This is a genomic window from Mesorhizobium sp. B2-4-6 (assembly GCF_006442775.1).
GTDB lineage: Bacteria > Pseudomonadota > Alphaproteobacteria > Rhizobiales > Rhizobiaceae > Mesorhizobium.
On sequence record NZ_VFVI01000002.1, the window covers coordinates 654,475 to 669,011 of the forward strand.

Sequence of the window (14,537 nt, forward strand, 5' to 3'; positions counted from 1 at the left end):
ACATGACCGCAGCGCTTACTCCCTTCTCGGCCCGCCATATCGGCCCGGGCGTCAACGATGTCAGAGCCATGCTTGCCGTGCTCGGCGTTCCGTCCGTCGAAACGTTGATCAGCCAGGCCGTGCCGAGATCGATCCGCCTCGACCAGCCGCTCAACCTGCCCGCTCCGGCCAGCGAGGCGGAAGCCCTGGCCGAACTGTCTGCGATCATGGCGAAGAACACGGTGCTGAAAAGCTTCATCGGCGCCGGCTATCATGGCGTCTTCGTGCCGCCGGTCATCCAGCGCAACCTGTTCGAGAACCCGGCCTGGTACACGGCCTACACCCCCTACCAGGCCGAGATCAGCCAAGGCCGGCTGGAAATGCTGTTCAACTTCCAGACATTGGTGACGGAACTGACCGGCCTGCCGGTGGCGTCCGCCTCGCTGCTCGACGAAGCCACCGCCGTCGCCGAAGCCGTCGGCATCGCGCTGCGCCACCACCGCGACAAGCGAACCAAGGTGGCGCTTGCCGGCACGCCGCATCCGCAGACGCTGGACGTCGTGCGCACCCGCGCCGAACCGCTCGGCATCGAGGTCGATGGCGAGACGATCGACGACAACACCGCCGCCCTGCTCGTATCCTGGCCGGACACATTCGGCGTCTACGGCGACCACAAGGCGGTGATCGAGAAAGCCCGTGCCGCCGGCGCGCTCGTCGTCTTCATCGCCGACCCGCTGGCGCTCACGCTGACGGACGCGCCGGCGAAGCTTGGCGCCGACATCGCCGTCGGTCCGATGCAGCGTTTCGGCGTGCCGATGGGCTTTGGCGGCCCGCATGCCGCCTATTGCGCCGTTTCCGACAAGCTGACCCGCCTGATGCCCGGCCGCCTCGTCGGCCAGTCGACGGACACCATGGGCCGCCCGGGCTACCGGTTGGCGCTGCAGACGCGCGAGCAGCACATCCGCCGCGACAAGGCGACCTCCAACATCTGCACCGCGCAGGCGCTGTTGGCCAATATGGCGACGGCCTATGCGATCTGGCACGGTCCTACCGGCCTGCAGGCGATTGCCGGTCAGATCCACGGGTTGGCCGGCCGCCTCGCCTTGGGTCTCAAGGCTGCGGGCGTTGCTGTGCTTGGCACAAGCCGCTTCGACACAGTGACGGCGGAAATGAAGGGCAAGGCCGCGGCAATAGCCGCTGCAGCCGAGAAGACCGGCCGGCTGTTGCGCGTCATCGATGCCGACTGCGTCAGTGTCGCCTTCGACGAGACTTCCACGGAAGCCGACCTCGAGGCGATCGCCGCCCTGTTCGGGGCCAAGCCCGGCGCGACGGAAGGCAGCTCCATGCCTGGCAAGCCGCGCGGCAAGGAATTCCTCACCCAGCCGGTCTTTCACGACAACCGTTCCGAAACCGAGATGATGCGCTTCCTGCGCAGGCTGGCCGACAAGGACCTCGCGCTCGATCGCACCATGATCCCGCTCGGATCCTGCACCATGAAGCTCAACGCCGCCGCCGAGATGATGCCTGTGAGTTGGCCGAGCGTCGCCAATCTGCATCCTTTCGCGCCGGCCGGCCATTCCGAGGGCTATCGCAAGATGGTCGGCGATCTGGAGACCTGGCTGTCGGAAATCACCGGTTTCGACGCCGTCAGCCTGCAGCCCAATGCCGGCAGCCAGGGCGAATATGCCGGCCTGCTCGCCATCCGCGCCTATCACCGCGCGCGCGGCGACGGCCACCGCACCGTTTGCCTGATCCCGTCCTCCGCGCACGGCACCAATCCGGCGAGCGCCGCGATGGCCGGCATGAGCGTCGTCGTCGTGCGTTGCCTGGACGACGGCAACATCGACATGGACGATCTGCGCGCCAAGGCCAACGAGCATTCCAAGAACCTCGCGGCGCTGATGTTCACCTACCCTTCGACGCATGGCGTCTACGAGGAAGGGGCGCGCCATCTCTGCGCACTGATCCACGAGCATGGCGGCCAGGTCTATTTCGACGGCGCCAACCTCAACGCCCTGGTCGGCCTCGCCCGCCCCGGCGACATCGGCGCCGACGTCTGCCACATGAACCTGCACAAGACCTTCTGCATCCCGCATGGCGGCGGCGGCCCGGGCGTCGGCCCGATCGGCGTCAGGGCGCATCTGAAACCCTATTTGCCTGGCCATGTCACCGAAGGCTCGGCGCATGCCGTTGCCGCCGCGCCCTTCGGCAGTGCGTCGATCCTACCGATCACGTGGATGTACATCCGTATGATGGGCGGCTCCGGCCTGAAGCAGGCGACCGAGACGGCGATCGTTTCCGCCAACTACGTGGCGACGCGGCTCGCGCCGCACTACCCGCTGCTCTACAAAGGCAGGAGCGATCGCATCGCGCATGAATGCATCCTCGACACGCGCGTGCTCAAGGAAAGCGCCGGCGTCAGCGTCGACGACATCGCCAAGCGCCTAATCGACTACGGCTTCCATGCGCCGACCATGTCGTTCCCGGTTGCCGGCACGCTGATGGTCGAGCCGACCGAGTCCGAGCCCAAGCGTGAGCTCGACCGTTTTTGCGAGGCGATGATCGCCATCGCAGGCGAGGCGGCGAAAGTGGCGAAGGGCGAGTGGCCGTCCAGCGACAACCCGCTGGTCAACGCCCCGCACACCGCGGCGGAAGCGCTTGCCGGTGAGTGGAAGCATCCCTATTCGCGGCTGGAGGCGGCCTATCCGGCGGGCGACGCCGATCTGTCGGCGAAATACTGGCCGCCGGTCTCGCGCATCGACAATGTCGCCGGCGACCGCAACCTGGTCTGCTCGTGCCCACCGCTGTCGGAATATCTCGGCGCCGCGGAATAGCAGCCAGGTTTTGCTCAGGCGGTTTTCAGGGCCGGCCCCACATCGGGCTGGCCCAATTCGGTCTGAGCGATGACGCGATTGCGTCCTGCACGCTTGGCCGCATAAAGCGCGGCGTCCGCTTGCGCCAGCACCTCGTCGAGGGGGCGACCGGCGGTCGAGCCGAATCCCACGCCGCCGCTGACGCTGCTGCGCAGCGGGCCGCGATGGGTCGCAACGATCTCGGTGCCGAAAGCGACGCCGATACGGCTGGCCATGTCATGCGCCTTTTCCGGTGTCACGCGCGCCATGACGAGCGCGAATTCCTCGCCGCCCAGCCGGAATGCGTCGACACCTGCCCTGCCGTATTTTTTGATCACCGCCGCGAAGCGGCAAAGCACCTGATCGCCGACGGGATGACCGAAGACGTCGTTGGTCATCTTGAAATGGTCGAGATCGAACATCGCGATCGCCATGAACGGACCGAAGCTGCGATCGCCGTAAAGCTCGTTGAGCGCCCTGCGGTTCATCAGGCCGGTCAACGGATCGGTCATCGTTTCGGCCTTGAGCTCGATCTGCGCCTGCAGGTGGTGCAGCGAAAGCGTCAGCGCGCCGAGGCCGGTCATGCAGGCGACCGCGACGACGGAATTCAGCCGTTCCGCCCAATTGTCGGGCGCGGCGCCGAGGACCCATTGCCCCTGGACCAGCAACACCAGGCCGCACAGCGCGAAGGACAGACCGCAGGCTCCGCTGAGGAAGGAGACGACCAGAAGGATTCGCCGGTCGTGATCCCCCTTCATCCAGAACATCGCCCCGATCGCCGCGAGCAGCGCCGTCACGGCCGCATAGGTGATCTGGAAGCCGATGCCGTCGAAGCCGAGATAGGTGACCAGCGCGCAGGCCGCCATCGCGGCCAGTGCCGGCACGATGGCGCGGCGATAGTCGCGAAAGCCGAGATACTGCATGGCCGACAGGCAGATGATCAGGAAACCCAGGGTCAACAGCGCCAGCACGACCTGGCACAGCCAGGGATCGGCATCCTTGGCATAGCGCCAGAACGCGACGACATGGGCGACGAGCACCAGGGTGCCGCAGGCGACCGTGAGCACGAAGCGCGCCCGCGGCGTGGTGAGCCAGATGGCAAACATGGTAATGCTGAGGCATGTGCCCGACAGCGCCGCCGCGAGCAGGAGCGAACTGAAATCCAACATCCGTGAAGAACTGCCTCTAGCGTCTAACCGGTGCCCGTCCCCCAATGTAGGCTGACTGCGGCTGGCGCAAACCGTTTTCGGGCGATGCCCAACGCTACCTCGACACAGGGTTTACAAAGCGTCGACATGTGAGGCGAAATCCCGTGAGGATACACGGGAAACGGGAACCCGCAGACGGATCAGCCCTTGTCGAGCAGCGCCAGATTGGCGTTGACCACCGTCTGGTCGGCCATGCCGGCCTTGGCTTCGAGCAGCAGCGCGCGCGCCTTCTTCTTGTTGCCGCGCAGAAGCTGCGAATAACCCATATTGTTGACGATCTGCGGCTTGCGCCCGGCGACCTTCAACAGCTGCATATAGGCGCGATCGGCGAAGTCGAAGCGGCCAAGCTCGTCATAGGATGCGGCAAGCCCCATCCAGGCCTCGGCATTGTCGGATTTGAGTTCGACCGCCTTGCGGAAATGCTGTTCGGCAAGGCCAAAATTCGCCTCGCGGAACTGAGCCTTGCCTTCAACGAGGTCGTTGGCGCTCACATCCTTGGCCACCGGCTGGATCGCCGTGGTCTTGGTCGTGTCGACATTGTTGTTCGTCGTGCAGCCGGTAATCATCAAGACGGCCGCCAACGCTGCCGCTGCCCTGGGAAGTCTCTGACGCATGCCCCTGCCCCATCGCCCGATTTGCCGGGTCGTTCTTCAGGAAAAACCATACAGAAGAGCGATTAAGCTTCGGTGCCGAAATGCAGCTAAATTTTGGTTGCCCGCAGAGGATGCGTTAACCACGGCTGCCCGGATTCAGGTCGGGCCGGGCCGAGAGCGACGGGTTCCGAGAACCGGCCTACTCCGGCCGTGGCCTTCATGGAGCGGAGATACTTATGAGGGCTTCGGCCAGCGAAGGCCACAGCGAGCGTACTTGAAGTACGGAAGCGCAGGAGGCCGCCATTTGCAGGCCGGCCTCACCTGCATCCTTAGTGCGCGGTCAGCTTCACGACGATCGGTATGATGGCGATCATCAGCACCACCGGAAGGATGCAAACCGTCACCGGGACCGACATCTTGGCCGGCAGGGCATGCGCCTTCTCCTCGGCCAGCGACATGCGCTTGTGCCGCATTTCGTCGGAAAAGACGCGCAGCGAGCCCGACAGGCTGGTGCCGAGTTCCTTGGATTGCTGCAGCAGCGTCGCGAAGGAGCGAACCTCGTCGAGGCTGAGGCGGTCGGCAAGCGCCTTCAGGGCGTCGTCGAGGCTGCGCCCGGCCCGCAACTCCAGCGACACCAGGATCAGGTTCTGGCTGAGCGACGGGTAGGTCCTGGCAAGCTCCCTGGAGACCCGCTCGATGCCGGCCTCCATGCTCATGCCGGCATCGGAGCAGACGATCATCAAATCCATGAAATCGGGAAAGCCGTTGCGGTATTCGCGCATCTTTTCCCGAACCTTCTGCGCCAGCACCAGACCAGGCAGGAAATAGCCGCCGGCACCCGACAGGATGATGAAGGTCCAGCGGCTGGTCATGGTCGACTCGGCACTGGCAGCCCAGTGGTTGACCAGGAATGCGCCGAGCGCCGCGCCGACGAGCGCGGCGAAACGGATCAGGAAGAACATGCCGACGGCGCGCGGCTCCATGTAGCCGGCCTGGATGAGCTTCAGGCGCAGCCGCGCGACATTTTCCGGATCGCTCTTGGCATAGAACTCCTGCGCCCGTTTCACCGCCTTCTCGCGCACGGCGTTGGTGCTCTTCTTAGGCGCGGGCTCCGCCTGCTCGGCCGGCTGCGAAATCTCCACCTTCAGCCGGCGCTTGACGTCGCCGCGATCGCCCTTGGCGAGCACCAGCGGCCAGGCGACGGCGCCGCCGCCCAGCACGAGGAGCAGCACGGCGACCGGCATCGGTGAGGTCGGCGCGAGCGAAGCGAGGAAGCGGATGACGTCTTCCATCTCAGAACCTGAAATTCGACATCTTGAACATGATGGCGTTGCCAAGCAGCAGCCAGAAAACGGAGCCGCCCAGCATGTACCAGGTCTTCGGCACGTCCCAGACATCCTGGTAGAATTGCGGCATCAGCACCATGATGGCAGTAAACAGAAGCACGGGGACCGCGGTCAGGATGTAAGCCGACATACGCCCTTCCGTCGAAATGGCGCGCACCTTGCGGCGCAGCTTGCCGCGGTCGCGGATCGTCGCCGACAGGCCGTCGAGGATCTCGCGCAGATTGCCGCCTGAACTGCTCTGGATCGACACCGCCGTGACGAACAGCGGCAGGTCCTCATGCCCCACCCGGTCGAAAAGGTTGTTCAGCGCCGAGACCAGGTCGGAGCCATAGGTCACCTCGTCGGCGACGACGCCGAACTCGGTGCCGATCGGATCGGCCATTTCGCGCGACACCATGGCAACCGCCACCGGCACAGGATGGCCGGCCTTCAGGCCGCGCGTGATCAGCTCCAGCGCCTCGGGCAGTTGCATGCCGAACCGCTTGTGCCGGCGCTTGCGCAGGAAGCGCATGGCCATTACCGGCAGCACCGGCAACAGCAAGACAAACAGGATGAGGCCGAAAAGGAGCGGCAGGCCCTTCCAGATGCCGACAAGCGCCAGCGCCGCGGCCACGCCCGAGGTGATCGTCAGGAATTTCGGCAGCGGCGTGGTCATGCCGGACTGCGTGCGCAGGGCGCGGAAGCGGTCGAGGGAAAAGATGGAGCCGCCGCCGTCGATCCCGCGTTCCTTGCGCAGCTGGATCAGCACCTGCTCCTGGCTGATCTTGTTCTCCGCGAGCTTCATACGCCGGTTGATGGCCGTGCGCTTGTCGCTGCGCCCGGCATAGAGCAAATAAAGGCCCTCGGCGATCATGATGCCGGTGAGCGCCGCCGCGGCGTAGACGACATAGACCGGGCTGAATCCCTCGAACACCGGCCTAGTCCTGCGGCCGGCCGGGTTCGAAATACTTGCCCGGGAATTCGATGCCCATGTTGCGCAAGTCCTCGAGGAAGCGTGGCCGGATGCCGGTCGCTTCGAAGTGGCCGAGGATCTTTCCGTCCGCCTCCATGCCGGTGCGCACGAAGCGGAAGATCTCCTGCATCTGAATGACGTCGCCTTCCATGCCGGTCACTTCGGCGACGCTGGTCACCTTGCGCTTGCCGTCGGACAGGCGCGTCAGCTGGACGATGATGTCGATGGCGCTGGAGATCTGGCTGCGGATCGACTGCACGGTCATCGGCATGCCGGTCATCCCGAGCATCTGCTCCAGACGCGAGATGGCATCGCGCGGCGTGTTGGCATGGATGGTGGCCATCGAGCCTTCGTGACCGGTGTTCATCGCCTGCAGCATGTCGAAGGCCTCCTCGCCGCGGCACTCGCCGAGGATGACGCGGTCGGGGCGCATGCGCAGCGCGTTCTTGACCAGATCGCGCTGCTTCAATTCGCCGTGGCCCTCGATATTGGCTGGACGCGTTTCCATGCGCGCGACATGCGGCTGCTGCAGTTGCAACTCGGCCGCGTCCTCGATGGTGATCAGGCGCTCGTCTTCCGGAATGAAGGCCGACAAGGCGTTGAGCATCGTCGTCTTGCCCGTGCCGGTGCCGCCTGAGATGATCGTGGTCTTGCGGGCATGCACCGCCGCCGCCAGCACCTCGGCCATGTTCTGGGTGATGGCGCCGAATTCGACCAGCTTGTGCAGGCCGAGCTTGTTCTTGGAGAATTTGCGGATCGACACCAGCGGCCCGTCGACGCCGACCGGGCGGATCGCCGCGTTGAAGCGTGAGCCGTCGAGCATGCGGGCGTCGACCATCGGCTGCGATTCATCGACGCGGCGGCCGACCGCCGCGACGATTTTATTAATGATTCGAAGTAGATGTGCCTCATCCTTGAACGGGATGTTGACCTGCTGCAGCTTGCCGCGCCTTTCGACAAAGCAGTTCTGGTGACCGTTGATCAGGATATCGTTGATCTCGGGGTCCTTGAGCAGCGGCTCCAGCGGGCCGAGGCCCACCATCTCGTCGACGATGTCGTCGACCAGGGCGTCGAGTTCGGCGTTGTTGATCGCCATCCGCTCGTTGCGCGTCTTTTCCGAGACGAATTCATGCACCTGCCGGCGCATTTCATCCCGGGGCAGCCGCTCCAGCGCCACGAGGTTGATCTCCTCGAGCAGCATGCGATGGATACGCACACGCGCATCGAGCACCTTGTTGGCGCTCTTGGCAGGCGCTGCTTCAGGCTTCGGCGGCGCCGGCTTGCGGGTCGTCGGGATGATCACTGCATTGTGCGTCACCGACGCGGGTTCGGGCGCCCGCTGCGGACGAACGTCGCGGCTCTGCAGGTTGGAAAAGCGGCTGTTCATCCTGCCTTCCTCTTCAGCAAGCCCTTGCCCAGGCCGAACAGCGACTTCGACTTGGCCATCGTCTGCACGGCCTCCTCCGGCAGGATGATCTTCTTCAGGTCGTTGACGACATTGGCGTTGGGATCGATGGCGTGCAGCGGCACGCCGCGGTCGACCGCCTCGCGCACCAGCCGGTAATTGTTGGAAATGCCGCCGACGAAATGCTCGCCGAGTATCTCCTGGACGTCAGCCTGCTTGATGCCGCTGTCGAACATCTTCTGCTCGAAGCGGTTGACGATGACGTTGGGCTTCACTTCCTTGCCGGCGGTCTCATAGACGGCCTGGATGAGACGCTGCGTATGGCGCAGGCAGGGTACCGTCATCTCGGCGACGATATAGAGCTTGTTCGAGCCGAGCAGCACCGTCTCTGTCCAGGGGAACCATGTGCGCGGCATGTCGATGACGACATTGTCGAAATAGGCCGCCACGAGGTCGAGCATGCGCACCACGACATCGGTCTTGAACGAGCGCATGTCCGACGGGCGCGTGGGAGCGGCAAGCACGCACAGCCCGCTCGCATGCTTGGACAGCATCACGTCAAGCAATTGCCGGTCGAGGCGCTCCGGCTGGTTCTCGATTTCCGTGATGTCGAAGCGCGGTTCGAGATCGAGATATTCGGCGCAGGCGCCTTGCTGGAAATTGAGGTCGACGACGCATGTCGAGGCGCCGCGCGTCACCGAATGATGCAGTTGGAACGCCGTCTGCAAGGCGAGCGTGGTGGTGCCGACGCCGCCGGCGGCCGGCATGAACGTGTAGATGTGCGATTCGGTGTTCTCTTCCCGCCCCGGCCCTTGCAGCGCACGGATGACGGAACGCACCAGGTCGGCCGTGGTGATCGGCTTGACCAGGAAATCGGCGACCTTGAGCTGCACCAGGATACGCACCGCCGCCGCGTTGAATTCCTGGGTCACGACGACCACCGGAACGCTGCCTTCCAGCCGTCGCATGACGCGCTGCAGCGACTCGATTTCCTCGAGCTTGGCTGCATCCATGTCGACGATAACCGTGCCGAAGTTCGTCTCGAGGATCTCGCCGCGCAGCTCGTTGACGCTCTTTTCCAACGTCAAAAGCTCGATGACCTCGGAGGCCGCGAAAGCCGTCCGTGTGTCTTGCAAGAACGTCCTGTCCGTCGAAACGAGCAGGATCTTCTTGGTCTTGCTACCAGATGCCATCGTCGTCAGCCCGTCAGTCCGATGTCGTTGATGATGATGTCGTCGGCGCCGACCCCGAGCCGGCCTTCGCACCGACGGCGGTGCTCTCGGAACCCGGACGCCGGGCCGGCACGAGAAGCCGGGTATTCTGCACGCCGTACTTCCACGGATCGACCATCTGCATGGCGGTGTTGGACGCCTGTGCGTTGCCGACTCCGGGCGTCACCCCTTCGGTGCGGACATAGTCGTCGCTGGTGCAGCCGCCGGCGAAACCGGCCAGGAGCAGAGCGATGCAAACGGGGATGCGCATGGCCTTAGTCCTTTGGCAGATCGAGGAAGTGGCCGGACGTGGCGGCAGCCATCGGGCGGGCGGCGCTGCCGTCCGCCAGCGTCACCGGACGCTTCGAGGCCGAGGCGTCCACTTCCTCGGTGTTGTTCAGGAAATAGTCGGCGGGACTTGCCGGCTGGGTGCCGTCGATCGGCTCGACCATCTTCTTCGAGGGATCGACCGGCTTGACCAGATAAGGCGTGACGATGATGACCAGGTCGGTCTCGCGCCGCTGATAGGATTTCGAGGAAAACAGCGGACCGAGCACCGGCAGCCTGCCGATCCCCGGCACCCGCGATGTCGTGATGTCGTTCTGCGACTGCAGGAGGCCGGCGATCATGAAGCTCTGGCCGTTCTTGAGGTCGACCGATGTCCTTGCGCGGCGCACGATGAAGGCCGGAATGGAAATGCCGCTGCTGACCTGGATGGAAGCGGACGGGTCGATCGAGGACACTTCCGGCGCGATGTCGAGGCTTACCAGCCCGTCCTTCAGCACCGTCGGCGTGAAATCCAGGCCGACGCCGTACTTCTTGTAGGTGACGCTGATCTTGCCATTGTCTTCGGAAACCGGGATCGGGAACTCGCCGCCGGCAAGGAAGCTCGCCGTCTGGCCCGAACGTGCAATCAGGTTCGGCTCCGCCAGCCGCCGCGCCAGGCCGCGTTCCTCCAGCGCCTTGATGGCGATGTCGATGGAAACGCCGTTCGAAAGCAGGCTGCCGATGATCTCGCCTGTTCCGGCAGCCGTCAGGTTCCCCCCATCCGGGTTCAGCACGACTTTGCGGTTGCCGATGCCATAGGCGAAATTGGCGGCGTATTTGGCGCCGAGATCCTGACCGGCCTGGCGATTGATCTCGACGAAGCGGACGTTGAGCTGCACCTGCTGCGAGGACGAGATGTTGACCGAGTTGATGATTTCCTCGTTGCCGGAAAAGCGCGACGCGATCTTGCTGGCCTTGTCGGCGGCGACCGCATCGTCGGCCTCGCCCGACAGCACGACGCGGCCGTTCGCCGAACCGACCTTGATCTTGGCGTCGGGCACGCTGGCGCGGATGGTGCTGGCCAGTTGGTCGGTGTCCAGCGTCACCTCGATGTCGATGGTGCCGACAAGCTGCTTGTTCTGGTCGAACAGGGCGATGCCGGTGGTGCCCAGATTGTTGCCGAGCACGTAGAAGGACTTGTCGGTCAGCGGATTGACGTTGGCGATCTCCGGATCGCCGATGACGATCTGGTAGAAGGCGGCGCTCGTCATGATCGTCTTCGGCTTGCCCTTGGCCACCTTGATCGAGGCGTTCTTGTTCGCCGAGACATAGACGACGTCATTGCCAGCCCTTGCCGGCGCGGCGACGCCAAGCATTGCCGCCGCCAGCGCTATCGCGCCGAGAAGACGCCATCCCCCGGTCGTCCGAAATGCATCAAACCCGAACATCTTGCCCCGTCCCCGCCGGTCCCCACCGGCTATTGCTGCAGTTCCTGCGGCGGTTCCCGTGAAGGAACCTTGTATTCCTCGACCTTGTCGCCACGCGTCACGATCACCGTCTTTAGTTTCGGCTCGCCCTGGTCTTTCGTCATCGCATTGACGAGCGAGGCGGTGCTCGCCTGCGCGTTTGCGGCAACCGAGCCGCCGAAGGACGAGATGGTCGTAAGCCCGCCATTGCTGGCGGTTGCGTCGGCGGCCGACCGCAGCGACAACGACAGCGTGCCGACGGTGCGGGCAAGCGCCACTTTCTGCGCCCCTTCGTTGGTGACTTCGAGGGTCACGGAATTGGCGATTTGCGGCTCGGTCTTGCGCTCGTCGGCGCCCTGTCCGACCGAAAGCACCTTGGCGTCGGAGACGACGATCTCGGACGTGACGGTCGACCCGGCGGCGCCCTGCGCATTCTTGGACACTTCCTGGATATCGCCAGCGTCGCGCGTCAGCACGACGTCCACGCGGTCTCCCGGCGTGATGAAGCCGCCGACACCGGCGATCTCATCGGTGCGGATGGTGACGGCCCGCATTCCCGGCGACAGCATGTTGGAAAGGGTGGCGCGGCCATTCGGCCCCGACAGCTTGGTGAGCAGCACCGGTTCGTTGACCTCGACCGGCGACAGCACGACCCGGCTGCCGTCCGCAAGCAGCTTGTCGATCGTCGGGAAAGCACCTTGCGGCAGCGAATCCTGCGGCCACGGAATCTCGGCGAGCAGCGGCCGTCCGAGCTCCATGCCGTAGCGCAGCGGCGCGCTTGCGACCACGATGGTCTTGAACTCGACCTTGGGCTGCTGCGGCGCCATGACGGAGACGACCTTGACCTCGGGCTGCGCCTTCGCCTGGCTCTTGACCCAGAAATCCGCCGCAAAGATCGAGATCGCGCCGAACACGGCGGCGATGCCGATCATGGTTATGGCCCTGCCCCTCACAACGAAACCCCTGACGCCCGTGGTCTTTTGTTGGTTAGGCCTCACGCTAGGCGTTAATGTTAAAGAATCGGGAACACCGGGGCACGCCGGCCGCCCTATTTCGGCCGGCTTGGTTATCGAATGGTTTTGGAATAAGAGACAGTTTGATCCCTGAACGGAACAGGAACTCGTTCGCCCGCCAAAAGCGTGGCAGTATCGAGACGTGATTCGCATTACCGGACGCTAGGCCCAGCATGGACGACAGCAACGACCTCTTCGGCAAGATGGAAAAGCCGGCACAGCCGGTGCGCGCGCCGTCACGCCCGGCCGATCCGCTCGTGCAGGCCGCGAAGCGTTCGACCGCCGTCCGCGACGGCAGCGAGGGCTACAGCGCCGCCGACATCGAGGTGCTGGAAGGGCTCGAGCCGGTGCGACGCCGTCCGGGCATGTATATCGGCGGCACCGACGACAAGGCGATGCATCACCTGTTCGCCGAGGTCATCGACAATTCGATGGACGAGGCGGTCGCCGGTCACGCCACCTTCATCGACGTCGAGCTTTCCGCCGACGGCTTCCTGACCGTCACCGACAACGGCCGCGGCATCCCGGTCGATCCGCATCCGAAATTCAAGAAGCCGGCGCTCGAAGTCATCATGACCACGCTGCATTCGGGCGGCAAGTTCGACTCCAAGGTCTACGAGACCTCCGGCGGCCTGCATGGCGTCGGCGTCTCGGTCGTCAACGCGTTGTCCGACCATCTCGAGGTCGAGGTCGCGCGCGGACGTCAGCTCTACCGCCAGCGTTTTTCGCGCGGCGTCCCGGTCAGCGGTCTTGAGCATCTCGGCGAGGTCCACAACCGCCGCGGCACCAGGACCCGCTTCCATCCCGACGAGCAGATCTTCGGCAAGGGCGCCGCCTTCGAACCGGCGCGGCTTTACCGCATGACGCGCTCGAAGGCCTATCTGTTCGGCGGCGTCGAGATCCGCTGGACCTGCGATCCGTCGCTGATCAAGGAAAAGGACCAGACGCCGCCCAAGGCCGAGTTCCATTTCCCCGGCGGCCTGAAGGACTATCTCAAGGCGACGCTCGGCGACGAATTCCAGGTCACGCGCGAGGTCTTCGCCGGCAAGAGCGACAAGCAGGGCGGCCACGGTTCGCTCGAATGGGCGGTGACCTGGTTCGGCGGCGACGGTTTCCTCAACTCCTATTGCAACACCATTCCGACCCCCGAAGGCGGCACGCATGAGGCCGGCTTCCGCAACGTGCTGACGCGCGGACTGCGCGCTTACGCCGACCTCATCGGCAACAAGCGCGCCTCGATCATCACCACCGACGACGTGATGATCTCGGCCGCCGGCATGCTGTCGGTGTTCATCCGCGAGCCTGAATTCGTCGGCCAGACCAAGGACAGGCTGGCGACGATCGAGGCGATGCGCATCGTCGAAAACGCCCTTCGCGACCCGTTCGACCACTGGCTGGCAGACAATCCCCAGGAAGCCTCGAAGCTTCTGGAGTGGGTGATCGCGCGCGCCGACGAGCGCGTGCGGCGCCGCCAGGAAAAGGAAGTCTCGCGCAAGAGCGCGGTGCGCAAGCTGCGCCTTCCGGGCAAGCTCGCCGACTGCACGCAGAACGCCGCCGCCGGCGCCGAGATCTTCATCGTCGAGGGCGACTCGGCCGGCGGCTCGGCCAAGCAGGCGCGCGACCGCGCCAGCCAGGCGGTGCTGCCGCTGCGCGGCAAGATCCTCAACGTCGCCTCTGCCGGCAACGACAAGCTCGCCGCCAACCAGCAGATTTCCGACCTGATCCAGGCGCTCGGCTGCGGCACGCGCTCGAAATACCGCGACGAGGATTTGCGCTACGACCGCGTGATCATCATGACCGACGCCGATGTCGACGGCGCGCACATCGCTTCGCTGTTGATCACCTTCTTCTATCAGGAGATGCCGAACCTGATCCGCGGCGGCCATCTCTATATGGCCGTGCCGCCGCTCTATTCGATCCGGCAGGGCGGCAAGGTCGGCTACGCCCGCGACGACGCGCACAAGGACGAACTGCTGCGCACCGAATTCACCGGCCGCGGCAAGGTCGAGATCGGCCGCTTCAAGGGCCTGGGCGAGATGATGGCCGCGCAGCTCAAGGAGACCACGATGGATCCGAGGAAGCGCACGCTTTTGAGGGTCGACGTGATCGACGCCGAGCAGGCCACCAAGGATGCCGTCGACGCGCTGATGGGCACCAAGCCCGAGGCGCGTTTCCGCTTCATCCAGGAGCGCGCCGAATTCGCAGAGGCGGATGTGCTGGATATCTGATCGCCCGCCGGTCCATA

11 protein-coding genes are annotated in these 14,537 nt (G+C 64.7%); 2 read left to right on the forward strand and 9 right to left on the reverse strand.

All coding sequences use genetic code 11. The annotated features are described in order from the left end of the window. Nucleotides 1-2 precede the first annotated feature (2 nt). Complete coding sequence (gene gcvP, locus FJ957_RS09140) at nt 3-2,813, forward strand: aminomethyl-transferring glycine dehydrogenase (protein WP_140830594.1); 2,811 nt, start codon at nt 3-5, stop codon at nt 2,811-2,813. 14 nt (nt 2,814-2,827) lie between these two features. Here the strand turns inward: gcvP and FJ957_RS09145 are convergent, their stop codons facing one another. The 9 genes from FJ957_RS09145 to cpaB all read right to left on the reverse strand — a co-directional run bounded on the left by FJ957_RS09145 (nt 2,828) and on the right by cpaB (nt 12,211). Then, nucleotides 2,828-4,000 carry a GGDEF domain-containing protein gene (locus FJ957_RS09145; protein WP_140830596.1) on the reverse strand — a complete coding sequence of 391 codons (1,173 nt, stop codon included), beginning with the start codon at nt 3,998-4,000 and terminating at the stop codon, nt 2,828-2,830. Between the two features lie 179 nt (nt 4,001-4,179). Beyond that, nucleotides 4,180-4,653, reverse strand: a complete 474-nt coding sequence (locus FJ957_RS09150; RefSeq protein ID WP_140542191.1) for a hypothetical protein — start codon at nt 4,651-4,653, stop codon at nt 4,180-4,182. A gap of 308 nt (nt 4,654-4,961) precedes the next feature. Next, nucleotides 4,962-5,924, reverse strand: a complete 963-nt coding sequence (locus tag FJ957_RS09155) for a type II secretion system F family protein (protein ID WP_140830597.1) — start codon at nt 5,922-5,924, stop codon at nt 4,962-4,964. A 1-nt stretch (nt 5,925) separates the two neighbouring features. Beyond that, a complete protein-coding gene (locus tag FJ957_RS09160) occupies nt 5,926-6,891 on the reverse strand; it encodes a type II secretion system F family protein (protein ID WP_140830599.1) in 966 nt (321 codons plus the stop codon). A 4-nt stretch (nt 6,892-6,895) separates the two neighbouring features. Then, nucleotides 6,896-8,317 (reverse strand): CpaF family protein, encoded by a 1,422-nt coding sequence (locus tag FJ957_RS09165; protein ID WP_140830601.1) that lies wholly within the window; start codon nt 8,315-8,317, stop codon nt 6,896-6,898. Beyond that, nucleotides 8,314-9,528 (reverse strand): response regulator/pilus assembly protein, encoded by a 1,215-nt coding sequence (locus FJ957_RS09170; protein WP_140830602.1) that lies wholly within the window; start codon nt 9,526-9,528, stop codon nt 8,314-8,316. The genes FJ957_RS09165 and FJ957_RS09170 overlap by 4 nt, the downstream gene beginning before the upstream one ends. Before the next feature lie 13 nt (nt 9,529-9,541). Then, nucleotides 9,542-9,817, reverse strand: a complete 276-nt coding sequence (locus FJ957_RS09175) for a hypothetical protein (RefSeq protein WP_140830604.1) — start codon at nt 9,815-9,817, stop codon at nt 9,542-9,544. Between the two features lie 4 nt (nt 9,818-9,821). After that, nucleotides 9,822-11,189, reverse strand: coding sequence for a type II and III secretion system protein family protein (locus tag FJ957_RS09180; protein WP_246685787.1), 1,368 nt, complete (start codon nt 11,187-11,189; stop codon nt 9,822-9,824). Nucleotides 11,190-11,290: 101 nt separating this feature from the next. Then, a complete protein-coding gene (cpaB, locus tag FJ957_RS09185) occupies nt 11,291-12,211 on the reverse strand; it encodes a Flp pilus assembly protein CpaB (protein WP_140830607.1) in 921 nt (306 codons plus the stop codon). Between the two features lie 254 nt (nt 12,212-12,465). Between cpaB and parE the strand changes: the two genes are divergently transcribed. Further along, nucleotides 12,466-14,520 carry a DNA topoisomerase IV subunit B gene (gene parE, locus FJ957_RS09190; RefSeq protein ID WP_140830609.1) on the forward strand — a complete coding sequence of 685 codons (2,055 nt, stop codon included), beginning with the start codon at nt 12,466-12,468 and terminating at the stop codon, nt 14,518-14,520. The last annotated feature ends 17 nt before the right edge of the window (nt 14,521-14,537 follow it).

Coding starts and splice junctions, on each gene's coding strand:
- parE (WP_140830609.1), top strand. CDS start 12,466: ATGGACGACAGCAACGACCTCTTCGGCAAGATGGAAAAGCCGGCACAG.
- FJ957_RS09175 (WP_140830604.1), bottom strand. CDS start 9,817: ATGCGCATCCCCGTTTGCATCGCTCTGCTCCTGGCCGGTTTCGCCGGC.
- FJ957_RS09145 (WP_140830596.1), bottom strand. CDS start 4,000: ATGTTGGATTTCAGTTCGCTCCTGCTCGCGGCGGCGCTGTCGGGCACA.
- FJ957_RS09150 (WP_140542191.1), bottom strand. CDS start 4,653: ATGCGTCAGAGACTTCCCAGGGCAGCGGCAGCGTTGGCGGCCGTCTTG.
- cpaB (WP_140830607.1), bottom strand. CDS start 12,211: ATGATCGGCATCGCCGCCGTGTTCGGCGCGATCTCGATCTTTGCGGCG.
- FJ957_RS09155 (WP_140830597.1), bottom strand. CDS start 5,924: ATGGAAGACGTCATCCGCTTCCTCGCTTCGCTCGCGCCGACCTCACCG.
- gcvP (WP_140830594.1), top strand. CDS start 3: ATGACCGCAGCGCTTACTCCCTTCTCGGCCCGCCATATCGGCCCGGGC.
- FJ957_RS09165 (WP_140830601.1), bottom strand. CDS start 8,317: ATGAACAGCCGCTTTTCCAACCTGCAGAGCCGCGACGTTCGTCCGCAG.
- FJ957_RS09170 (WP_140830602.1), bottom strand. CDS start 9,528: ATGGCATCTGGTAGCAAGACCAAGAAGATCCTGCTCGTTTCGACGGAC.
- FJ957_RS09180 (WP_246685787.1), bottom strand. CDS start 11,189: ATGCTTGGCGTCGCCGCGCCGGCAAGGGCTGGCAATGACGTCGTCTAT.